Origin of the sequence: Tissierella praeacuta (genome assembly GCF_040396155.1) — a bacterium.
Taxonomy (GTDB): domain Bacteria; phylum Bacillota; class Clostridia; order Tissierellales; family Tissierellaceae; genus Tissierella; species Tissierella praeacuta_A.
In genome coordinates, this window is the sequence record NZ_JBEBOY010000001.1 from 80,040 (window position 1) to 102,412 (window position 22,373).

Sequence of the window (22,373 nt, forward strand, 5' to 3'; positions counted from 1 at the left end):
TTAAAAGTGAAGCAAATGCTTCACCTTTAATTATTTACCCCTCCTGAGCCTCCAACTTCGACACATAAACACCTCTTAAAAGTATAGCAACTATAACTACTATTCCACCTATTATGGCATAGGTCCCAGGCTTCTCTCCTGCAAAAATATATACCCATAATGGATTTAACAAAGGTTCAATAACAGTAATTAATATTGCCTCTAATGCACTAAGATATTTAATTGCATTTGCATAAAAGATATAGGGAATTCCAAGTTGAAATACTCCCATTATAAATATTACCCCTATACTTTTTATATCTGGCAATGGAGTAAGTATCAAAAAAGGTATGGCTATAATAAAAGTTAAAATGTTCCCAAAAAAAGTAGTATCAATACCAGAGCCATCTTTTTGTAATCTAAGAGATATCGTCATACATGCCATAGAAAATCCTGATAATATGGCTATAATATTACCTAGTGTATTTCCTATATTCACATTATCTATAAAAAATAATATCATTCCTAAAAATACAGCTATTATTGAAATAGTATCATACCACCTAATTTTCTCCTTCAAAATCCATACTCCTAAAATTGCCACAAAAATAGGAGCTGTATATTGTAATAATATTGCATTTGCTGATGTAGTAAGTTTATTTGCTATAATAAAAAATAACATAGTAGTACAAGTAGTTAATGAGCCTAGAATCTGTGGTTTTGATTTTGTAAATTTAGGTTTTTTTATATAAGTCAACATTACTAATGAAGCTATAAGACTTCTAAAACCTGATATTGATATGGGATTCCAATCTACTAATTTAATAAATATTCCACCTGTACTCCACATCATTGAGGCAATTGCCGCTAAAATTATTCCTTTATACCTATCTCTTTTTATATCCATTTACCCCCACACCCTTTAATAGAATTTTTCATTATATATTTTATTATATATTCTACATAATTTTCCTTAATCTTTCTATATCTTTTAGATAAATTTATTAAAGGGCTAAGCTAGTTATAAGCTTAACCCTTTACGTCTTTTATTCTAATCTCATTAATAGTTCCCCTGCTTCTACGTTTTGACCTTCCTTAACTACTATTGAGCCTATAGTACCAGCTATTGCCGCAGTTATTTGGGTTTCCATTTTCATAGCCTCTATTATTGCAACTATTTGTTTTTCTTTAACCTTATCACCTGATTTTACTAAAATCTTTGCTACAACTCCTGGAATACTTGCTCCAATCTCTAATTTATTTTCTAAATCCGCCATCTGTTTAAATGACGTTTCCTTCACTATATTACTTGCCTTATCAAAGACCTTTATTGCCCTTCTACTATCGTTGACTTCAAAATATAATGTCCTATATCCTTCATCATCTAATCTTCCTATCTCAAGAAGTTTAATCACTAATATTTTACCTTCTTCAATTTCTACTTCTCCCGTTTCCCCTTCTCTTAGACCATGGAAAAATATATCACTGCCCATTCTACTGAAATCTCCATGATCCTCTAAATACTTCAAATAATCTTCATATACTTTAGGATATAATGCATAGGATAATAAATCCTTTTTCTCTGTAGTTACATTATATTTTTCACTTAGATACTTTTCTATTTTTCCAAAATCCTCAGGTTCTAAAAGTTCTCCTGGTCTACAAGTAATAGGTTGTTTTCCCTTTAGTACTAATTTTTGAAGCCTTTCAGGAAATCCTCCCATTGGCTGACCCATCATTCCTTGAAAATATGATACTACTGAATCTGGAAATGCCATATCTTTTCCTTTATCATAGATATTCTCTGGAGTTAAATCATTTTGAACCATAAATATGGCCATATCTCCCACAACCTTAGAAGTAGGTGTTACCTTTACGATATTTCCTAGCATTTCATTTACGACTCTATACATTTCCTTTACGTCTTCAAATCTATGACCTAACCCAAAACTTTCAACCTGAGGTTTAAGATTTGAATACTGTCCTCCTGGGATTTCATATTTATATATCTCAGCTGTTCCTGATTTTAATCCAGATTCAAACTGATTATATATTGGTCTTATGGTACTCCAATAATCAGAAATAATCTGTAAATCATCTAAATTTAACCCTGTACTCCTATCTGTATATTCCAGAGCTGCAACTACTGAATTAAGTGCAGGCTGAGATGTTAATCCTGCCATACTATTAAATGCAGTATCTACTATATCTACACCAGCATGAGCTGCCATCAAAACTGTAGCTATTCCATTTCCACTAGTATCATGGGTATGGAGATGAATTGGAATTTTAATTTCAGATTTTAATGCTCCAATTAACTCATAGGCTGCCTGAGGTTTTAATAAAGAAGACATATCTTTGATCCCCAGTATATGAGCCCCAGTTTTTTCTATTTCCTTAGCTGTCCTTATATAATAATCTAAATCATATTTAGTCTTTGATTTATCTAAAATATCTCCTGTATAGCAGATACAAGCTTCAGCTACTTTCCCTACTTTAATGACTTCGTCTATGGCTACTTCCATTCCCTTTAGCCAGTTTAATGAGTCAAATATTCGAAATACATCTATACCTTTTTCAGCAGATTCTTTTACAAATTCTCTAATAAGATTATCAGGATAATTTCTATATCCTACGGCATTAGCACCTCTTAAAAGCATTTGGAATAATATATTAGGTATCTTCTTTCTTAAAATTTCTAGTCTTTCCCAAGGGGACTCATTTAAAAATCTATAAGCTACATCAAAAGTTGCCCCTCCCCACATTTCTAATGAGAATAAATCCTTTCCTAACACTGAAACCGCTTTAGATATTCTATACATATCAGCAGTTCTCATTCTAGTAGCCATAAGGGATTGATGCGCATCCCTTAATGTAGTATCTGTAATTAATAGAGATTCACTTTCTTTAATCCATTTAACTAATCCTTCTGGACCCTTTTCATCTAATATTTGTTTCGTTCCATATTGTTCTTTAGGTCTAGTTATCTTTGGAACCTTTGGAATATCAAAATCCGGCTTATTTCCCTTTGTCTCATTTACTACTTTTTCCCCGATAAAGTTTAAAACCTTAAGTTCAATATCTGTTTTTGCAGTAATCTCAAACAAACTTGGATTATAAGTAATAAATCCAGTATCACATTTACCAGCTAAAAAGTTCTCATGATTTAATACATTTATTAGAAATGGGATGTTAGTCTTTACTCCTCTAATCTTTACTTCTTTCAATGCCCTCTTTACTTTTCTAGCAGCATCTTCAAAGGTCCTAGACCAAGAAGTTACCTTTACTAACAAGCTGTCATAATAAGGGCTAATATTTGCACCAGTAAATCCACTTCCTCCGTCTAATCTAATGCCAAAACCAGAGCCAGTTCTATATATATCAATATTTCCTGTATCTGGAGCAAAATTATTTAATGGATCCTCTGTAGTGACCCTACATTGTATTGCATACCCTCTTGGTTCTATATTTTCCTGACCTTTAATTCCTATTTCATCAGAGTCAAGGGAATATCCTTCAGTTATTAAAATTTGAGATTGAACTATATCAATTCCAGTAACCATTTCAGATACTGTATGTTCTACCTGTATCCTAGGATTTACTTCAATAAAATAGTGATTTCCATGTTTATCTAATAAAAATTCAACAGTTCCCGCATTTACATAATCTACAGCTTTAGCTATTTTAACTGCATCATTACATATACTTTGTCTTTGCTCTTCAGTAATAGAAAAAGCAGGAGTATATTCAATGACCTTCTGATGTCTCCTTTGTATAGAACAGTCCCTCTCAAATAAATGAACTATGTTTCCATATTTATCTCCCAAAATTTGAACCTCTATATGTTTTGGTTTCTCTAGATACTTTTCAATAAATATATCGTCAATACCAAAGGCTTTTTTAGCTTCATTTTTTGCACTATAATACTCTTTTATTAAATCCTTCTCATCTTTTACTACTCTCATTCCTCTACCACCGCCGCCAGCAGCAGCTTTCAATATAATAGGATAACCTGAATACTTAGCAAATTCCATTGCCTCTTCTTCAGAATTCACTGCTTTTTCAATTCCAGGAATAGTAGGTACTCCTACACTATTTGCTACTTTCTTCGACTTTATCTTATCTCCTAAACTGTTCATCATCTCATAGGTTGGTCCTATAAATTCAATACCTACTTCTTTACATTTCCGTGCAAATTCTGGATTTTCAGATAAGAATCCATATCCTGGATGTATAGCATCTACTCCTTTTTTCAATGCTAAATTAATAATCTCATCTATGTTCAAATAAGCTTCTATAGGTCCTTTATTCCTTCCTATTAAATAGGATTCATCTGCTTTGGTTCTAAATAAAGAATTCTTATCTTCATTAGAATAAACAGCAACTGTCCTTATTCCAAGTTCATTGCAAGCTCTGAATATTCTTATTGAAATTTCGCCTCTATTGGCAACTAAAACCTTTTTAAACTTCTTCTTCACTAATAACACCTCCATAATTAAATCGGATAGACCTAAAAGTTCCTTACTCTAGGATATTCTCCTATATAGATGTCTCCATCCTATTTATAATTTCCTCTGTGAATTCTTTTGTTCCTAAGCTTCCCCCTAAATCTATTGTTCTACAATTTTCATCCTTTAATGTATCTATTAAAGCTTTTTCTATTTTATTTGCAGTTTCCAATTCACCAATATGTTTTATCATCATTATCCCCGATAATATTGCAGAAGTAGGATTTGCAATGTTTTTCCCTGCAATATCTGGTGCTGAACCGTGAACTGGTTCAAATACTGCAATTTCTTCTCCTATATTTGCACCCGGTGCTAATCCCAAACCTCCAATGAGTCCTGCTGATAAATCTGATAATATATCACCATATAAATTAGGTGCAACGATTATATCATAGTCCTGAGGAAATTGTACAAGTTTCATGCACATAGCATCTATTATAATATCTTCAAATTCAATATCTTTATATTCCTCCGAAATCTTTCTGCCACATTCTAAAAACAGACCATCAGATAATTTCATAATATTGGCTTTATGAGCTAATGTGACTTTTTTTCTACCTTCTTTCTTTGCCAACTCAAAAGCATATCTACAAATTCTTTCACTTGCTTTTCTAGTTATAATCTTTATACTCTCTGCTGCATCTTCACCTATCCTATGTTCTATACCTGCGTATAAATCCTCTGTATTTTCCCTTACTATGATGAAATCCACATCTTTATGCAGGCTATCAACACCTTCATAAGATTTTATAGGTCGTATATTGGCAAAGAGATTTAATCCTTGTCTCAATCCTACATTAATGCTTCTAAATCCTTTTCCTACAGGAGTAGTTACAGGTCCTTTCAATGCTACTTTATTATTTTCTATACTATTTATAACATAATCAGGAAGTGGTATTCCATGGCTTTTAATGGCATTTTCTCCTGCTTCTACTATATCCCAATTAATGTCTATTCCCGTCGCTTCAATAACCTTTATCGCAGAAGATATAACCTCTGGCCCTATGCCATCTCCATGAATTAACGTTATATTATGTCCCATAATTATTCTCCTTTCATATTTAAAAGGCCGCCAGCCTTAAGCATATCTCTTTGCCTTTCAGTTATATCTAAAGATAGATTATATTCTTGATTTTTAGTTTTATTCTTTAGAATAATTTTATTCTCATTAATTTGATTAGGAATATTTTCAACAACTAACTCATCTAGCATATCTATATCATTAAAATCACCTATATTTTCAAATACTAAAGGAATTATCCCATTATTGATTAAATTTTGTTTATGAATTCTTGCAAAGGATTTAGCTATAACAATTCTAATACCTAAATATACTGGAACTAAAGCTGCATGCTCTCGACTTGAGCCTTGTCCATAATTAAATCCTCCAACTATAATACCTCCACCATTCTCCTTAGCTCTTTTAGGAAATTCTGAATCGCATGGTGTTAAGCAATAATCCGATAGATAAGGAATATTGGATCTATATGGTAAAAGTTTAGCATTAGAAGGCATTATATGGTCAGTAGTTATATCATCTCCAACTTTTATAAGAACCTTCCCACTAATTTCTTCACCTAATGGTTTAGATTTTGGGAATGGCTTAATATTTGGTCCCCGAACAATCTCTATACCTTCTCCATCTTTAGCTGGGCTAACTATTAGATTATCATTTATTAAAAATTTTTCAGGCATAGATACATTAATATCATTCATATATTCAATTGGATTAGTAATATATCCTGTTAAAGCTGATACTGCAGCTACTTCTGGACTCACTAAATACACATTAGCCGAAGGAGTTCCGCATCTTCCTTTAAAATTTCTGTTAAAAGTCCTCAAAGATACTCCATTAGTAATTGGAGCCTGTCCCATGCCTATGCAAGGACCACATCCAGACTCTAATATTCTAGCTCCAGCCGATATTAATTTAGCAAGACCTCCATTTGCCGCAAGCATATTTAATACCTGTTTTGATCCTGGAGAAATAACTAAAGACACATCTTCTGCTATGGTTTTTCCATCTAAAATATCAGCTACTTTCATTAAATCTATATAGGATGAATTAGTACAGCTGCCTATAGCTACTTGATTAACTTTAATATCTTTTAAAAGAGATACCTTAACTACATTATCAGGACTATGCGGGCAAGCTGCCATTGGTTCCAATTCATCAAGATTAATTATTATTTCTTCATCATAAATAGCACCATTATCAGCAACTATATTCCTATATTCTTTTTCTCTTCCTTGAAGTTTTAAAAACTCATAAGTTACTTCATCAGAAGGGAATATGGAAGTTGTAGCACCTAACTCTGCCCCCATATTAGCAATAGTTGCTCTTTCAGGTATGGATAAAGCTTTTAACCCTTTACCTGTATATTCAAATATCTTATTTAATCCACCAGTAACTTTATATCTTTTCAAAACCTCAAGGATAATATCCTTAGCAGATACACCCGGATTTAATTTTCCTGTCAACTCAACTTTAACAATATATGGCATAGTTATAAAATACTCTCCACCTGCCATTGCTACAGCCACATCTAAACCTCCAGCACCTATAGCTATCATTCCTAACCCTCCACAAGTAGGTGTATGGCTATCTGATCCTAAAAGAGTTTCTCCTGGCACTCCAAATCTTTCTAAATGCACTTGATGACATATTCCATTTCCCGGTTTGGAAAAATATATTCCATATTTCTTCGCTACAGTTTGTATATATAGATGGTCATCTGCATTTTCAGATCCTGCTTGAAGCATATTATGATCAATATATGCTACTGATTTCTTTGTCCTTACCTTATCTACTCCAATGGCTTCAAATTGTAAATAAGCCATGGTTCCAGTGGAGTCTTGAGTAAGAGTTTGATCTATTTTTAATCCTATTTCAGTCCCTCTTGTTAACTCTCCTGTAACTAGATGGTCCTTTATTATTTTTTCTGCAACAGTTAAATTCATTTTTTTTGCCTCCAATCAAGATCTAAATTGCCTTTGTTTCTTTGTCCCCTAAGATATTTGGAATAAATCTAAAGATTAATTCCTTAAGTTCATCGTTACTAATATTTGAAGTCCTTCCATTAGTATATTCTTCATCTATCCATTTTTTAATTGGTAAAATCCTATGATCATTCTTATTAATTTTTTTCATATCAACTAATTTAAAATATCCATTAATCCAAGCTGCAATACCTGCTAATCCAGAATAAGAGTTTACTGCAACTATTGGTGGTCTGCCTAAAATCTTTTCCGTATCAAAACTATTATATATTTCCTTATTTTTTAACATACCATCTGCATGAATTCCAGCTCTAGTAACATTAAACTCACTACCTACAAAAGGTGTACGAGGTGGTATAGCATAGCCTAATTCTGTTTCAAAATAATCAGCTATATCAGAAATAATTTTAAGGTCCATATTTTTAGCAGTTCCCTTTATTTGTGCATATTCAAATACCATAGCCTCTAAAGGACAGTTCCCAGTTCTTTCACCAATCCCAAATAATGTAGAATTCACAGAAGAACCTCCAAATAACCAGGATGTAGTAGAATTTACAACTACAGAATTAAAGTCATTGTGTCCATGCCATTCAATAGATGATGAAGGTACTTTACAATAATATCTTAAACCGTGAATAAGAGCAGGTACTGATCTAGGTAATTCTACTCCAACATGGGGAATACCAACTCCTAAAGTATCACAAGCCCTTATCTTTACAGGCATTTTATACTTATCAGCTAATTCCATTAAATTCTTAGCTAATGGAGCAACAAATCCAAAGAAGTCTGCCCTAGTTATATCTTCAAAGTGACACCTAGGAGTAATTCCATTTTCCAAAGCAGATTCTGCTATAGAAAGATAAGTCTGCATAGCTTCTCTTCTACTCATATTCAATTTATGGAATATATGATAATCAGAACAAGACATAAGTATACCGGTTTCTTTAATTCCCATGTCTTTTACTAATTTAAAATCTTCTTTATTAGCCCTAATCCAAGAAGTAATCTGCGGAAACTTATATCCTCTTTTCATGCACTCTTCTACAGCCTTCCTATCTTTATCAGAGTATAAGAAAAACTCAGTTTGTCTTATGACTCCTGAGCCATTATCTAATTCATGAAGATAATCATAGATTCTAACCATTTGTTCCACTGTCATAGATGACATGGATTGTTGTCCGTCTCTAAATGTAGTATCAGTAATCCATATGTCTTCTGGAATATCCATTGGTAATTGGATATTGTTAAATTTTACCTTTGGAATTTCAGAATAAGGGAACTCCTCCTTGAAAAGATTTGGTCTTAAAGTATCAATACCACTATAATTCATTATTTTTCCTCCCTATTTAATATTTTTTCAATTCTGCAAGTTTTTTATTTTATATTTCTTTTGTAAGATTTGGTAATATATTTTGTTTTTTTACTTTTCACTGTATTATTAATTAATTAAATTTTTATGTAGCTTTTTATCATTTCGCTTTATAGTTCGCATATATACTATTTTTTACAGTAATAAATTTTTGTTTGTTTTTTATTTTTTGCTTTAATCATTAAACAATATTTTAAACAATTCTAGCATATTTATTTAATAATATCAAGCCTATTTTGCAAGTTTTTATTTTTTTCTTGCATTTTGTTAAATAATATACATCTATTGGAAGTATCTTGTACTAGGATTAAGTTTTTCTCAGCATAGTAACAATTGCTTATAATATAAAAGTTCTATATACTAAAAGTATGATCAATCATATAAGGGGTGGTAATTATGAACGTTAAATCTAAAGGAATATTAGCAGTTATGATTTCAGCAATTGTATTTGGAAGTATGCCTTTAATGGCAAAAATTGTTTTTAGAGAGGGAGGCAATCCAATAAGTTTAGCTTTTTATAGATTCTTATTGATAATTCCTTTTTTATATTTATTAATAAAAAAGGATAAAAAAGAGAGTTTAAAAATTACTAAAGAAGAATTTAAAAAAATAGCCTTAGTAGGCATAATGGGATATGGTGCAACAGCATTATTATTATATTTATCCTATAATTATATTCCTTCTGGTATGGCAACAACAATACATTTCATATATCCAGTATTTGTCATACTTGGATGTATATTATTTTTTAAAGAAAAGCCAAGTATTGTAAAAATAATTGCAGTTATACTTTGTATATTGGGAGTTTCAATGTTTTATGATGGTAATGGAGATATTAATCTTATGGGGATATTTCTTTCTTTTGCCTCAAGTATCACCTTTGCATTCTATACTATATATTTGGATAAAAGTGGATTAAAAGAAATAAGTACTATAAAATTAACATTTTACTTATGTTCAATAGCCGCAGTTATGATGTTTCTATTTAGCATAGGAACTAAAACATTTACTATACATATGAAACCATTAGGATGGTTAATGACATTATGTTTATCTTTATCAGTAGGGTTAGGTGTAAATCTTTTTCAAATTGGAATAAAAATAGTTGGTCCTGAGAGTACATCTATTCTTAGCACTTTTGAACCTATTACTAGTGTTATTATAGGAATATTAATATTAGATGAAAGTTTTGGAGTAAAAACCTTTATTGGAATCGGAGCAATACTTGCAGCAGTAATATTAATTTCAATTTTCGACAAATAATAAGAAATACAGGAAGATTTTTGCAAATTCTTCTTGCATCTTTTTATTATTTGTAATATAATAATTTTTAAAAATTACTATCATAAAATTACTATCGTAATGCACAAAGGAGGCCTTAATCTTGAAAAATCCAGACATTTACAAGAGCAATTGGAATTCTATTACAACGCAGCTTGGAAAGAATTCCGAAGACACCAGATATTCCTCAAAATTATAATCAAATAATATAATTTTGGGAGGAATAAAAATGTATAAAAAAATAATTATTGGTATTCTTATTTTAAGTATGATGATTGCAACAATAGGATGCACTAAGGCAACTAGCAAATCAGAAGCAAATGTTGATAGTACAAGTAGTTCCCTTGAGAAAATAAAAGAAAAAGGGAAAATAGTTTTAGGTACATCAGCAGACTATCCACCTTATGAATTCCATAAGCTAATAAATGGCAAGGATGAAATAGTAGGATTTGATATTGAAATTGCTAAAAAAATTGCAGATGATATTGGTGTAGAACTTGAAATCGTAGATATGAAATTTGATGGTTTACTAGCCGCATTGGTTACTAATGATGTTGATTTTATAGTTGCTGGTATGGCTCCAACACCTGAAAGAGCTGAAACAGTTGATTTCTCTATATCATATTATGCAGGTAAACAAAAATTAATTGTAAGAAAAGATGATGCCGCTAAATTGAAAGAACCAAAAGATTTTAAAGGTCTAAAAATAGGTGTGCAAAAATCAACAACTCAAGAAGATATTGCAGTAGAGAAATTTACAGAATCAGAAATAGTAGGTTTAAGTAAGATTACCGATTTAGTTTTAGAAATAAATAATAATAAAATAGATGGTATAATATTATCTGAACCTGTAGCGGAGGCTTATGTAGCCCAAAATAAAAATCTATATATGGCTGAAGTTACACTAGGTGAAGAACCAAATGTAGCAGTAGCACTAAATAAAGGTAATAAAGATTTACAAGACTCTATTAACGAAACACTGGACAAGCTAGTAAAAGAAGGTTCCATAGACAAATTAATTCAAGAAGCAACTATATTGGCGGAACAAGATTAATGTGAAGCATAGTTGGCAAAGGTTAGTAGTTTACTACTCTCTTTTGCCTCTTTTATATGGCTTAAATTTTTAGGAGGTGTATTCGTGAATTTAGATTTTTTTCTGAAATATTACAGTTATTTTTTTAAAGGCACTGCTACAACATTATTAATTTCCTTATTTGGAGTTATTTTTGGAACATTAGTAGGTGTATTGTTAGCATTGATGAAGCTTTCAAACAACAAAATTTTAAAAGGAATCTCAGCATCTTACATTGAAGTAGTTAGAGGAACTCCATTGATACTTCAAATATATTTAATTTATCACGGTCTTCCAATGATTTTACCTTTACCTGATTCTAGGATTTTTCTTGGAACCGTAGCTGTACTCTTAAATAGTTCAGCTTATGTAGCTGAGATAATAAGAGCCGGAATCCAATCCATAGATAAAGGGCAAATGGAAGCAGCTAGGTCTTTAGGTATGACTTCTGGAATGTCAATGATGTATATAATAATTCCTCAGGCTTTTAAAAATATATTGCCTGCATTAGGTAATGAATTTATAGTTTTAGTAAAAGAGTCTGCAATAATATCTGTTATCGGAGTTCAAGATCTTATGTATAATGCTGATACCCTAAGAGGCATTACTTATAAGCCTTTTGCACCTTTAATATATGCAGGAATTATTTACTTTATCATTACCTTCTCTCTTTCAAAACTAATAGGTATCTTAGAAAGGAGGTTAGGTTCTGATGTTAGAAGTAAGAAATCTATATAAGCAGTTTGGTAATTTAGAAGTATTAAAGGGAATTGATGAAGATATTAAAAAAGGTGATGTAGTTGTAGTAATAGGTCCTAGCGGATCTGGTAAATCTACTTTTTTAAGATGTTTGAACTTATTGGAAACTCCAAGTAATGGTGATATAATCTTTGAAGGAAAATCCATTATGGATAGTAATTCTAATATAAATAAAATAAGAGAACAAATGGGCATGGTTTTTCAACAATTCAACTTATTTCCACATCTTACAGTATTGGAAAATATAACTATAGCCCCTATAAAAATTAAAAATATGTCAAAAAAGAATGCTGAAAGTACTGCTATGAATTTACTTAAACGCATTGGATTGGAAGATAAAGCTTATAATTATCCTAATCAATTATCTGGGGGACAAAAGCAAAGAATAGCCATAGTAAGGGCACTGGCAATGTCACCAAAACTTATGTTATTTGATGAACCTACTTCTGCCCTAGACCCTGAAATGGTAGGAGAAGTACTAGATGTAATGAAGTCCTTAGCAAAAGATGGCATGACAATGGTAATAGTTACTCACGAAATGAGTTTTGCTAAGGAAGTTGGAAATAGAGTTATATTTATGGATGATGGTAAAATTATAGAAGCTGGAACACCAGATGAAATATTTAATAATCCTAAACATGCTAGAACTCAAGATTTTTTAAGAAAAGTTTTACGATAAATATAAAATCCTCCTTTCTATTTTAATCTTAATTGATTATTCTAGAAAGGAGGATTTATTCTTATTTAAATATCTTAACTCTATTTTCTAATGGTGAAAATTCCTTTTCTCCTGGCATAGATGTTGGTTTTCCAAATGGCATTTGAGCGATTAATTTCCAATTATTATCTATACCCCATTCTTTTTTAACTTCTTCTTCAATAAGTTCATTATAATGTTGTAATGATACTCCATATCCTTCTGTTTCCAATGATGTCCATATTACAAATTGATGCATTCCACTAGTTTGTTGAGACCAAATAGGGAAATTATCTTTATAAGTTGGGAATTGATTTTGTAAATTTTCCACTATACTATTATCTTCAAAGAATAAAATTGTACCATATCCAGCTTCAAATGAGTTGATCTTTTCTTCTGTAGTTGAAAATTTATCAGCTGGTACTATTTTTCTTAATGATTCTTTAACTATATTCCATAATTTTGTATGATGGTTTCCAAGTAATAAAATTACTCTTGAACTTTGTGAGTTAAATGCTGATGGTGTATGTTTTACTGCGTGTTCTATAATTTCTTGGATTCTCTCATCAGATACTACTTTATCCTTACCAATACCATAATATGTTCTTCTCTTTTCTACTGCGTCATAAAAATTCATTGTCATTTTAATTCCTCCTAATATTTTTTATTGTACTTTTCATCATATTAATTTATTTGCGAAATAATATTTTAATTCTTTTCTATTATTTACTAAAGATTAAACAATTCTCATATTGAATTTTAAATTTACTAATATCTACCTAATACATATCCAAATATGTTCTTGTGTAAACATAAAATCTTACAAACTCTATCTATAAAGTTTCAGCATGTAATACTAATGTCTGAATTTTTCATATTTATATTAAATCTTCTAATCTTCTTTTTTCATTTCTATGACTATTATATGAGATAGTTCCTTTGATTTTATCAATATATCTTCTTCAACTATTTCCAATGCATCTCTATTCATTAATTCAACATTATTTATTTCTGAGCTTCCTTCTATCTGTATTAAATATGCTTGCCTTCCATTTCCAACTTTAAAATCAATTTCTTTATCCTTTTCTAGTTCTAATACATATATATTTGCATCTTGATATATTTTTATTGGTGCATTCCCTTCATTACTTGATACTATATTAAGCCATTTATTTTTTCTGTCTTCCCATTGAAATCTGTAGTCTCCATAATTTGGTGTAAGTCCATTTTTATTAGGAAATATCCATATTTGTAAAAATCTTAAAGTCTCATCTCCTAAATTATGTTCACTATGATATACCCCTGTTCCAGCACTCATATATTGTACATGTCCTCTTGTTAGAGTATTTTTATTTCCCATACTATCTCCATGTGTAAGTTCTCCATCTACTATATAGGATATTATCTCCATATCTTTATGAGGATGCATTTCAAATCCAGTATTAGCTTTAACCAAATCATCATTTAATACTCTCAACACTCCAAAATTCATATTATCCTTATTGTAATAGTTTGAGAAAGAAAAATGAAAGATACTTTTTAGCCAACCTAAATCAGATCTACCCATGTTTTTATTATCTAACTTTCTTAACATAGTCTTCTCTCCTTTATTTTAATTACTTTTTTATATCCTATTCTCATTTATTATTTAGTTACTTTTGATTACTTGATTTAATTATATTATTGCACAAGATAATTTATATGTCAAGTATAATTCAAAAAATATTTTAAATAGAAAACGCCTCCATTGAACTATCAATAGGAAGCATTTTTCTAAACATATTCTATGGAAAGTTCGAATTAAAATGAAATAGAACTTTCCCGTAGGTTATAAAAAAATCCTCTAATTAAAATAGAGGATTTTTGATAGTTTATTTAATTATTAGCCCCACTTTTCAGCCCATTTCTGTATTTCATCCATAGCTGAACTAAGATCTTTACCTTTCTCTGTAAGCTCATATTCAATCCTTACAGGGGTTTCTGGATATACTTTTCGTATTACTATACCTTCTTGCTCTAATTCTTTAAATCTCTCTGTAAGCATTCTTGCACTCATATTAGGTATTGCAGCTGATATATCAGTAAAACGCTTTTGTCCATTTAATAATGTTCTTATAATTAGTCCCGTCCATCTTTTTCCTAGCAATTCAAATGCATCTTCAAATTTCGGACATAAATGATATTTTTCCATCTTCATTCACCACCTATTAATATTATACCATGGTTAGTATAATAAGATAAGTACATTATTATAGTATACCAAATTAATAGTGTATAATCTATTTTGTTAAATAAAATAAATTCAAATGATATAATATAAGTATTAGAAAATAAAAATGAAAACTTAGAAAGATTTTTAACTTTTGTGGAGGATAAAATTATGAATAAAAATATCTTTACAGATAATATTCCTATTACCGTAAAACATAATAGAATAAAAGACTGCGAAAATGCTTATGAGGATTTAATGGAAGAATTTAATGCTATTCTCGACGCCTCAAACGATGGAATACATATTACTGATGGAAAAGGAGTAACTTTAAGATTTAATAAATCCTGTGAAAGAATTGATGGTGTAAAGGCTAATTATGTAATAGGAAAACATATGGAAGAATTAGTAGCAGAAGGTATATATTCAGAGTCCGTTGCTTTAGCTGTAATTAAAGAAAAAAAACAAATTTCTATGCTCCAACAAGTAAATGGTAAAGAAGTTATAGGAACGGGAACTCCAATATTTAAAAATGGAGAATTATATAGAATTGTCATTAATTCTAGAGATATAACTGAATTAAGAGATTTGAAAATAGGTCTGGAAGAAGCTAAATTGATCAACAAAAAATATCAACAAGAATTGGATATTATCAGCTCTAAGGATAAAGCAAAGAATAGCAATATCATCTATAATAGTGACAAGATGGATAAAATAATAGATCTAGCCCTTAGGGTTGCTAAAGTTGATTCAACAGTTCTTATTGAAGGTGAGTCTGGTGTTGGTAAGGGAGTTTTAAGTTACTTCTTACACAACAATAGTCTTAGATATAATAAGCCTTTTATTAAAATTAATTGCGGTGCAATACCCGAGAATCTTTTAGAATCAGAATTATTTGGTTATGAAAAAGGCTCTTTCACTGGTGCAAATAAAGAGGGAAAGGTGGGACTAATTCAATTAGCGGATAAAGGGACTCTGTTTCTTGATGAAATAGGAGAATTACCACTTAATTTACAAGTAAAATTACTAAATGTAATACAAAATAGAGAATTAACTAAGGTAGGAGGTACTACTACAATACCTATTGATATTAGAATTATTGCGGCTACAAATAGGAATCTACAAGATATGGTAAAAAACAAAGTCTTTAGAAAAGATTTATATTATAGACTTAATGTGGTTCCCATAACAATTCCCCCACTAAGAGAGCGAAAAGAAGATATCCCTCCTCTTATTTTAAATTTCTTAAATAGATTTAATGAGAAATATAATTATAATAAAAAGATAAGCCCTGAAGCTATGAAAATATTATTGAGTTATAATTGGTCTGGAAATATTAGAGAAATTGAAAACCTTATTGAAAGACTAGTAGTTACAACTAATGATGATGTTATTAATAGGCAGGATATTATTGATTGCCAATTAGTTTCTATAGAAGATTATTCAAATTTTGATATAAATAAGATTAGCAGCTATAAAAATATTATTGCAGAATATGAAAGAAAATTACTCCTAGATGTAATGTCTCAATGCAAAAGTACCTATGAAATGGCTGAAATACTAAACTTAGATAGGAGTACCATAAGAAAAAAATTCAAAAGGCTAAATATCAAACTCAAATTTAAGGAGGAATGATTTCCCACGAGGAAATTATTCCTCCTTAAATTATTGATATTGACTAGCTTTTATTCCATAAGTATTTAAGCATTTTCAGGAGGAAATTATTCCTCCTATTTTCAGTTTTCCTGTTGTAAACCCTTGATTTATCAGGTTGTTTTTTTGGCATAAAACTTGCTATATAGTATATCGAAAAATAAAATTTATTTGGAGGTATAAAAATGGAAAATATTAATGCAAACCAACCAGCAAGTGCTTCATCCTCACCAAGATTTGTTAATATGGGCACATTTATGAGGATGCCAAGAATTGATAATTTAGAAGGTTTAGACTTTGCTATTGTGGGGATTCCTTTTGACACAGCAAGTTCCTTTAGAACAGGTGCAAGATTTGGCCCTAATGGAATCAGAAACATTTCTGTAATGATGAAGCCTAATAATGTAATAATGGAAATCAATATCTTAGATGAGCTAAAGGGCGGAGACTATGGGGACATAAATATAGTCCCAGGCTATATACTACCTAGCTATGAAAAAATCGAAGAGGAAATGACTAAAATCGTCAATGCAGATGTTACACCAATAGCTTTAGGAGGAGACCACTCAATAACCCTTGCTGAATTAAGAGCAATTGCCAAAAAACATGGTCCAGTATCATTGGTTCATTTTGATTCCCATGCGGATATTAATGAAGAGGTATTTGGTGAAAAATACAATCATGGAACTCCTTTTAGAAGAGCTATTGAAGAAGGCTTAATAGATCCTTCACATTCTATCCAAATTGGTATGAGAGGCTCATTATATGACCCTAATGAACATAAAATGGCTGCTGAACTAGGTCTAAGGCTAATTCCAGCTCACAAAATTAGAGAAATGGGCTTTGAAGAACTATTAAAACAAATTAAAGAAAGAGTAGGAGATAAAAAAGCTTTCCTTACCTTTGATATTGACTTTGTAGACCCAGCCTATGCTCCTGGTACAGGAACACCAGAAGTAGCAGGATTCACTTCCCTTGAAACTTTAAATTTAATTAGAGGAATTAAGGAATTAAACTTTGTAGGTTTTGATATTGTTGAAGTTGCACCACCATATGATTTTGGAGAGATTACATCATATATGGCTGCTAATATTGCTTTCGAGTTTTTATCAATCCTTGCTCTAAAGAAAAAAAATAGTAGATAATAAGATAAAAATAAACCAAAGACTGGAGGATTTATATATGTCCGATACTTTGATTAAGGGAGATAATTTAGAAGAACTAAAAAAATTAAATCTAGATTTAAATGATGTTACAGTTCTAGACTCTTTATCCTTAAACAAAAAAAGCAGCCAAATAGGTTTGATAAAATCTGTTTTTTTTACTGCAATTGCCATATTCGTATTCTTTATACCTTTAACCATAAAAGGAACAACAGATGTTCCTTTTGGTTTTATCTACAATTTCTTTATAAAGACTTTAGGAAATTTTGGACTATGGTTAATAACCTTAGTTATAGTATTGACTGGAGTTTTGAGCGTATATGGAAAATTCTTTGCTAAAAAAGATACTATGTTAGGTAACTATTTTGATGAAGATTCTGTGTTTCATCCCTTTATGTATTTACTAGGTGGTTTCTTTACCTTATTATATACTCTGGATGCAACAGTTCCTAGATTTACAGGTCCAGAATGGATAGTAGGAGCTAGTACTGGCGGAACTGTTGTCCCAGCAATAGTAATGGGTGTAGCTTGGATAATCCCAGTTGGCTGTTTCTTTATGCCTTTTCTATTAAATTATGGAGTAATAGATTTTGTTGGGTCATTGATGGAACCCCTGATGAGACCTATTTTTAAAGTTCCTGGAAGAGCAGCAGTAAATGCTATAGCATCTTTTGTTAGTTCCTCCTCAGTAGGAGTTTTGATTACAAATAAACTATATCATACAGGAGTCTATACAGAGAAAGAAGCTGTCCTCGTTGCCACAGGATTTAGTGCAGTAAGTGTAGGATTTGCTTATATGGTAATTAAAACGGCAGGTTTAGCCGATCATTTCTTAAAAGTGTATTTTATAGCATTATTCATCACTCTATTGATTAGTGCAATAATGGCAAGGATACCACCTTTATGTAGAAAAAAAGATATTTACTATAATGGTAAGGCTCAAACGAAAGACGATATTAAAACTCAAAAAAATAGGGGAAAAGGAATTATTAAAACAAGTTTGGATAGAGCTATAAAAAAATCTTATACTGCTAATAATATTTTTAGTGAAATAAAATCTAGTTTAATTGATGGCTATAGTGTATTTCCTAAGGTCTTGACTTTACTAGCTTCCATGGGAATTCTAGGATTAATTGTTGCTGAGTATACTCCTCTTTTTAATTGGCTTGGTGCTTTGTTTGTTCCACTGCTTAAATTATTTCAAATACCTAATGCCGTTGAAATAGCACCTTCTCTTCCAGTAGGAATTGCCGAAATGTTTTTACCAGTATTATTGATTGCTGATAAAGTAGAATTATTAGATATCGGCGCTAGATATGTAGTCACAACTATATCCATAGTCCAAATTATTTTCTTCTCTGAAACTATAGTTGTAATGATGGCAGCAAAATTGCCAGTAAAATTAAGTGAATTAATCATATGTTTCTTTGAAAGAACTATTATAGCTATACCTATAACTGCATTGTTTATGCATATATTGTTTTAAATATTAAAATAGATAAAGGTGGGGTTTATCAATAAACTCCACCTTATATTTTTATACCTTTTATTTAATTGTTATTTTTCTAAGACAAATTCAGTTTTCATAGTGGATGGGTTTGTCATAGTATCTCGGACGGGCAGGATCTAAATCTCCTTCCACCTCTATAGATAACTCTTGTAAATCTATACCTTAAAGCCTAATATTATAGAAACAGAAATTCTTTCTAATATGAAAATTATTGCCGCAGAAGATTCGTCCTCTTACATCCTTAAATATAATTCAACTTCTTTATATATTTATATCCTTCATCTATTGATATTATATTTATACTGCCATTATCTACTTTGAATCTAAAGAAATAATCTGGATTATTGAATATCCATGATAAAGCTAATCGAATAACACAATCATGGGTAACTAATAAAATATTTTCATCCTGTTTTGATATTTCTTCTAAAAATTCACTTACCCTATTATATACACCTAATACACTTTCACCTGTAGGTATAATATAATTTTGTGTATCATCTAGCCATAGTTTCGTTTCACCTGGATGAATCTTTGATATTTCTTCAAAGGTTTTTCCAGTAAAAATCCCAAAATTAATTTCCCTAATTCTTAATTCCTCTATTCCAGTTAACCCCAAGTTCTCTAGGGTTTCCACTGTTCGTTTTAATGGACTATAGTATACCTTATCATAACTAAATTTTTTTAGTAATCCCTTAGTATTTTTTATCTGCATTGTACCATTTTCTGTAAGACTGGTATCATCTCTACTGAATATTCTCTGTATATTATCTTCTGACTCACCATGTCTTATCATAATTATATCCATAACATCACACCCCAAAAACCAAGTAATGAAATAGTATCTCCTATTTCAATAACAGCACCATATACATCACCAGTAAATCCTTCTATTTTTTTATAAGCTACATAGGATATATATTCTCCGACTAAAAAGTTAATTAATAATGGAATTATATATCTTATATCTAATAACATTAATATAATTATATAAACAATCCCACTTATTATCATTAGATTTTTAGGATTACTCTGGTGAAACAAATCTCCTAATCCTCCAGGTCTTGCATTCTTCTTATATGATATTATCCAAGCAACTACTAGCCTACTGTTTGTAAATGATAATATCATAGCTAAAGGTAGGTTTTTAGTACTATAAATCAATATAAATTTAAATAGAATTAATAGAATTAAACTAAGTACCCCAAAAGCTCCTATTCTACTATCCTTCATTATCTCCAAGGTTTTTTCCTTATCCCTATTGGATAAAAAACCATCACAAGTATCTGAAAGACCGTCTAAATGCAGTCCACCTGTTGCTAATATTGTAGCTAGTAATCCTAAAAAGGAAGCAATAAGATTATTATAAGGATGAACTAAGTAATATACCACTCCTCCCAATGCTCCTATAATTGCCCCTACTAATGGAAGAAAGAATATACTATATTTAATGTTTTTCCCACCGAAATCCACATTTATATTAACAGGTATATGAGAAAAAAACTGTAAGGAAAGTATAAGTCCTTTTATCATTTGATTTTCACTGGTATGCCACAACATACCAAATAAACCTCATCCACTAAAGATGCAAGCCTTTGGTTTACCCTTCCTTGAATATCTCTAAAAACCCTTGATATATGATGTTCCGGCACTATGGAATCTCCCACTTCATTTGTTACCAGAATTAAATTGTAGTCTTTTAGTCTAATTTCTTTAATTAGATTTTCCATTTCTAATACAACTGTATTCTCTATTTCTCTTTGCATATCATAATTTATATACTCTATATCCTTTGATATATCAAACATTATATTAGAAGTAAGAACAGTTATACAATCAAGAAGATAGTTCCTTTCTTCCCCTATGGCATTTTTAATATTATAGTTTCCTTCATAGGTTCTCCATTCCATAGGTCTAGAGTTTTGATGAAGTTTTACCCTTTCCTTCATTTCATCATCTGCTATTTTAGATGTTGCTATATATACTACATCTTTTCTGTCTTTATATAAACTTTCTGCAAATCTACTTTTCCCTGAACGAGCTCCACCTGTGACTAAAGCTATCATCTTCTCACCTTCATTTATTCTTCTCTTATATCAACTAATGCTGATCCATTTAAAGATACTTCTTCAAAAGTCCCCATATTTTCCAATGTATACATTCCAGCCTCTATAATTTGAAAAGTTAATGGACAGCCTGTTCCTTCTCCTAATCTCATACCTAGATTTAACATTGGTTTTAACTGTAATTCCTCTGCTATATGTTTTGCTCCTGGTTCTCCTGATAGATGGGAAGGAATTATATAATCTCTAACTAATGGATTTAGTTTAACAGCACAAAGAGCTGCAGATGATGATATAAACCCATCTACCACTACAGGCTTTTTATTTTTAGCAGCTGATAAAAATAATCCACACATACCGCCTATATCAAATCCACCTACTTTTGCTATTGTATCTATTGGGTCTTCTTTATTTGGTTTATTTAATTCTATTCCTTTTCTTATTACGGCCTTCTTATTATCATGCTGTTCATCAGTAAGACCAGCACCTTTACCACAGGTTATATCTACATCTAAATCTGCTAAGACTGATAGAACTGCTGCTGCAGTAGTAGTATTTCCTATTCCCACTTCTCCAGTACCTAAAATATCATATCCTTCTTTATATAATTTATCTCCCATTTCAATACCTGCTTCTATAGCCTTAATTGCTTCATCATAGGTCATTGCAGGCCCTTTCACAAAATTCTTTGTTCCATCTGCTATTTTTCTATTTATTATCTTAGGATCATTTATTTCACCTATTACTCCTAAATTTACTGTAACAATGTGAGTATTTGCATATTTTCCTAAAGTAGCTACCCCTGTTAAACCTTTAGGCATACTTTCTGTTAATACCTTAGTAAAGATTTGAGGTGCTGAGCTTACTCCTTCTTCTACTACTCCGTTGTCACTACACATTACAACTATGGCTCTTTTCTCAATTTTATTGATTACTTTCCCTGTCATACCTGCTATTTTTATAGTAGCCTCCTCTAATGTACCTAAACTGCCTACTGGCTTAACTAAACCATCCCATTTTTCTCTGGCTAACCTTTTTGCCTCTTCATTTGAAGGCGTTATTGAGTTTATAGTTTCTTTTAATAGATTCATATGTATTCCACCCTTTTTA

General features: G+C 30.8%; 19 protein-coding genes. 7 read left to right on the plus strand and 12 right to left on the minus strand.

Going from position 1 to position 22,373, the window contains the following annotated elements:
* Window positions 1–34 precede the first annotated feature (34 nt).
* The 5 genes from ABWP20_RS00370 to ABWP20_RS00390 form a co-directional block, all read right to left on the minus strand.
* Window positions 35–886 carry a DMT family transporter gene (locus tag ABWP20_RS00370; RefSeq protein ID WP_353092607.1) on the minus strand — a complete coding sequence of 284 codons (852 nt, stop codon included), beginning with the start codon at window positions 884–886 and terminating at the stop codon, window positions 35–37.
* 139 nt (window positions 887–1,025) lie between these two features.
* Window positions 1,026–4,457, minus strand: a complete 3,432-nt coding sequence (locus tag ABWP20_RS00375) for a pyruvate carboxylase (protein WP_353092608.1) — start codon at window positions 4,455–4,457, stop codon at window positions 1,026–1,028.
* Window positions 4,458–4,518: 61 nt separating this feature from the next.
* The gene (locus tag ABWP20_RS00380; RefSeq protein WP_353092610.1) at window positions 4,519–5,529 is read right to left on the minus strand and encodes an isocitrate/isopropylmalate dehydrogenase family protein; all 1,011 of its coding nucleotides are present in this window, start codon (window positions 5,527–5,529) and stop codon (window positions 4,519–4,521) included.
* Between the two features lie 2 nt (window positions 5,530–5,531).
* Window positions 5,532–7,448, minus strand: coding sequence for an aconitate hydratase (locus ABWP20_RS00385; RefSeq protein WP_353092612.1), 1,917 nt, complete (start codon window positions 7,446–7,448; stop codon window positions 5,532–5,534).
* 22 nt (window positions 7,449–7,470) lie between these two features.
* Window positions 7,471–8,817: a hydroxymethylglutaryl-CoA lyase-like TIM-barrel protein gene (locus ABWP20_RS00390; protein WP_353092614.1), complete on the minus strand. Its 1,347-nt coding sequence runs from the start codon at window positions 8,815–8,817 to the stop codon at window positions 7,471–7,473.
* A 435-nt stretch (window positions 8,818–9,252) separates the two neighbouring features.
* On the opposite strand from ABWP20_RS00390, the gene ABWP20_RS00395 reads away from it, so the two are divergent.
* The 4 genes from ABWP20_RS00395 (at window position 9,253) to ABWP20_RS00410 (ending at window position 12,647) form a co-directional block, all read left to right on the plus strand.
* On the plus strand, window positions 9,253–10,119 hold the full coding sequence (locus tag ABWP20_RS00395; RefSeq protein WP_353092616.1) for a DMT family transporter: 867 nt from the start codon (window positions 9,253–9,255) through the stop codon (window positions 10,117–10,119).
* 247 nt (window positions 10,120–10,366) lie between these two features.
* Window positions 10,367–11,191 carry a transporter substrate-binding domain-containing protein gene (locus ABWP20_RS00400; protein WP_353092618.1) on the plus strand — a complete coding sequence of 275 codons (825 nt, stop codon included), beginning with the start codon at window positions 10,367–10,369 and terminating at the stop codon, window positions 11,189–11,191.
* Between the two features lie 84 nt (window positions 11,192–11,275).
* A complete protein-coding gene (locus tag ABWP20_RS00405) occupies window positions 11,276–11,947 on the plus strand; it encodes an amino acid ABC transporter permease (RefSeq protein ID WP_353092620.1) in 672 nt (223 codons plus the stop codon).
* The gene (locus ABWP20_RS00410; RefSeq protein WP_353092622.1) at window positions 11,922–12,647 is read left to right on the plus strand and encodes an amino acid ABC transporter ATP-binding protein; all 726 of its coding nucleotides are present in this window, start codon (window positions 11,922–11,924) and stop codon (window positions 12,645–12,647) included. Before ABWP20_RS00405 ends, ABWP20_RS00410 begins: the two co-directional genes overlap by 26 nt.
* A 61-nt stretch (window positions 12,648–12,708) precedes the next feature.
* Here the strand turns inward: ABWP20_RS00410 and ABWP20_RS00415 are convergent, their stop codons facing one another.
* The 3 genes from ABWP20_RS00415 to ABWP20_RS00425 all read right to left on the minus strand — a co-directional run bounded on the left by ABWP20_RS00415 (window position 12,709) and on the right by ABWP20_RS00425 (window position 14,856).
* Window positions 12,709–13,308, minus strand: a complete 600-nt coding sequence (locus ABWP20_RS00415) for a nitroreductase family protein (RefSeq protein ID WP_353092624.1) — start codon at window positions 13,306–13,308, stop codon at window positions 12,709–12,711.
* A 249-nt stretch (window positions 13,309–13,557) separates the two neighbouring features.
* Window positions 13,558–14,259, minus strand: a complete 702-nt coding sequence (locus ABWP20_RS00420) for a pirin family protein (RefSeq protein WP_353092626.1) — start codon at window positions 14,257–14,259, stop codon at window positions 13,558–13,560.
* A gap of 288 nt (window positions 14,260–14,547) precedes the next feature.
* Entirely contained in the window at window positions 14,548–14,856 is a 309-nt protein-coding gene (locus ABWP20_RS00425; RefSeq protein ID WP_353092628.1) for a winged helix-turn-helix transcriptional regulator, read from the minus strand.
* 189 nt (window positions 14,857–15,045) lie between these two features.
* Here ABWP20_RS00425 and ABWP20_RS00430 point away from each other — a divergent pair, with 189 nt between their 5' ends.
* The 3 genes from ABWP20_RS00430 (at window position 15,046) to ABWP20_RS00440 (ending at window position 19,176) form a co-directional block, all read left to right on the plus strand.
* Window positions 15,046–16,509: a sigma-54 interaction domain-containing protein gene (locus ABWP20_RS00430; RefSeq protein WP_353092630.1), complete on the plus strand. Its 1,464-nt coding sequence runs from the start codon at window positions 15,046–15,048 to the stop codon at window positions 16,507–16,509.
* Between the two features lie 203 nt (window positions 16,510–16,712).
* Window positions 16,713–17,672, plus strand: coding sequence for an agmatinase (speB, locus tag ABWP20_RS00435; protein WP_353092632.1), 960 nt, complete (start codon window positions 16,713–16,715; stop codon window positions 17,670–17,672).
* 37 nt (window positions 17,673–17,709) lie between these two features.
* Entirely contained in the window at window positions 17,710–19,176 is a 1,467-nt protein-coding gene (locus ABWP20_RS00440; RefSeq protein WP_353092634.1) for a YjiH family protein, read from the plus strand.
* A 265-nt stretch (window positions 19,177–19,441) separates the two neighbouring features.
* Here the strand turns inward: ABWP20_RS00440 and ABWP20_RS00445 are convergent, their stop codons facing one another.
* Genes ABWP20_RS00445 through cobT form a run of 4 tightly spaced genes read right to left on the minus strand, consistent with a single transcriptional unit; the run spans window position 19,442 to window position 22,354 of the window.
* Window positions 19,442–20,008 carry a histidine phosphatase family protein gene (locus ABWP20_RS00445; protein ID WP_353092636.1) on the minus strand — a complete coding sequence of 189 codons (567 nt, stop codon included), beginning with the start codon at window positions 20,006–20,008 and terminating at the stop codon, window positions 19,442–19,444.
* On the minus strand, window positions 19,999–20,760 hold the full coding sequence (cobS, locus tag ABWP20_RS00450) for an adenosylcobinamide-GDP ribazoletransferase (RefSeq protein WP_353092638.1): 762 nt from the start codon (window positions 20,758–20,760) through the stop codon (window positions 19,999–20,001). Before cobS ends, ABWP20_RS00445 begins: the two co-directional genes overlap by 10 nt.
* Entirely contained in the window at window positions 20,730–21,266 is a 537-nt protein-coding gene (cobU, locus tag ABWP20_RS00455; protein ID WP_353092639.1) for a bifunctional adenosylcobinamide kinase/adenosylcobinamide-phosphate guanylyltransferase, read from the minus strand. The genes cobS and cobU overlap by 31 nt, the downstream gene beginning before the upstream one ends.
* Before the next feature lie 14 nt (window positions 21,267–21,280).
* On the minus strand, window positions 21,281–22,354 hold the full coding sequence (gene cobT / locus ABWP20_RS00460) for a nicotinate-nucleotide--dimethylbenzimidazole phosphoribosyltransferase (RefSeq protein WP_353092641.1): 1,074 nt from the start codon (window positions 22,352–22,354) through the stop codon (window positions 21,281–21,283).
* Window positions 22,355–22,373: the final 19 nt, after the last annotated feature.

What these genes read in the sequence shown, in the direction of transcription:
- ABWP20_RS00390 (WP_353092614.1), bottom strand. Translation starts at nt 8,817, where the DNA reads ATGAATTATAGTGGTATTGATACTTTAAGACCAAATCTTTTCAAGGAG.
- ABWP20_RS00425 (WP_353092628.1), bottom strand. Translation starts at nt 14,856, where the DNA reads ATGGAAAAATATCATTTATGTCCGAAATTTGAAGATGCATTTGAATTG.
- ABWP20_RS00370 (WP_353092607.1), bottom strand. Translation starts at nt 886, where the DNA reads ATGGATATAAAAAGAGATAGGTATAAAGGAATAATTTTAGCGGCAATT.
- ABWP20_RS00380 (WP_353092610.1), bottom strand. Translation starts at nt 5,529, where the DNA reads ATGGGACATAATATAACGTTAATTCATGGAGATGGCATAGGGCCAGAG.
- cobU (WP_353092639.1), bottom strand. Translation starts at nt 21,266, where the DNA reads ATGATAGCTTTAGTCACAGGTGGAGCTCGTTCAGGGAAAAGTAGATTT.
- ABWP20_RS00395 (WP_353092616.1), top strand. Translation starts at nt 9,253, where the DNA reads ATGAACGTTAAATCTAAAGGAATATTAGCAGTTATGATTTCAGCAATT.
- ABWP20_RS00445 (WP_353092636.1), bottom strand. Translation starts at nt 20,008, where the DNA reads ATGGATATAATTATGATAAGACATGGTGAGTCAGAAGATAATATACAG.
- cobS (WP_353092638.1), bottom strand. Translation starts at nt 20,760, where the DNA reads ATGTTGTGGCATACCAGTGAAAATCAAATGATAAAAGGACTTATACTT.
- ABWP20_RS00420 (WP_353092626.1), bottom strand. Translation starts at nt 14,259, where the DNA reads ATGTTAAGAAAGTTAGATAATAAAAACATGGGTAGATCTGATTTAGGT.
- ABWP20_RS00440 (WP_353092634.1), top strand. Translation starts at nt 17,710, where the DNA reads ATGTCCGATACTTTGATTAAGGGAGATAATTTAGAAGAACTAAAAAAA.
- ABWP20_RS00385 (WP_353092612.1), bottom strand. Translation starts at nt 7,448, where the DNA reads ATGAATTTAACTGTTGCAGAAAAAATAATAAAGGACCATCTAGTTACA.
- ABWP20_RS00430 (WP_353092630.1), top strand. Translation starts at nt 15,046, where the DNA reads ATGAATAAAAATATCTTTACAGATAATATTCCTATTACCGTAAAACAT.
- ABWP20_RS00415 (WP_353092624.1), bottom strand. Translation starts at nt 13,308, where the DNA reads ATGACAATGAATTTTTATGACGCAGTAGAAAAGAGAAGAACATATTAT.
- speB (WP_353092632.1), top strand. Translation starts at nt 16,713, where the DNA reads ATGGAAAATATTAATGCAAACCAACCAGCAAGTGCTTCATCCTCACCA.
- ABWP20_RS00410 (WP_353092622.1), top strand. Translation starts at nt 11,922, where the DNA reads ATGTTAGAAGTAAGAAATCTATATAAGCAGTTTGGTAATTTAGAAGTA.
- cobT (WP_353092641.1), bottom strand. Translation starts at nt 22,354, where the DNA reads ATGAATCTATTAAAAGAAACTATAAACTCAATAACGCCTTCAAATGAA.
- ABWP20_RS00400 (WP_353092618.1), top strand. Translation starts at nt 10,367, where the DNA reads ATGTATAAAAAAATAATTATTGGTATTCTTATTTTAAGTATGATGATT.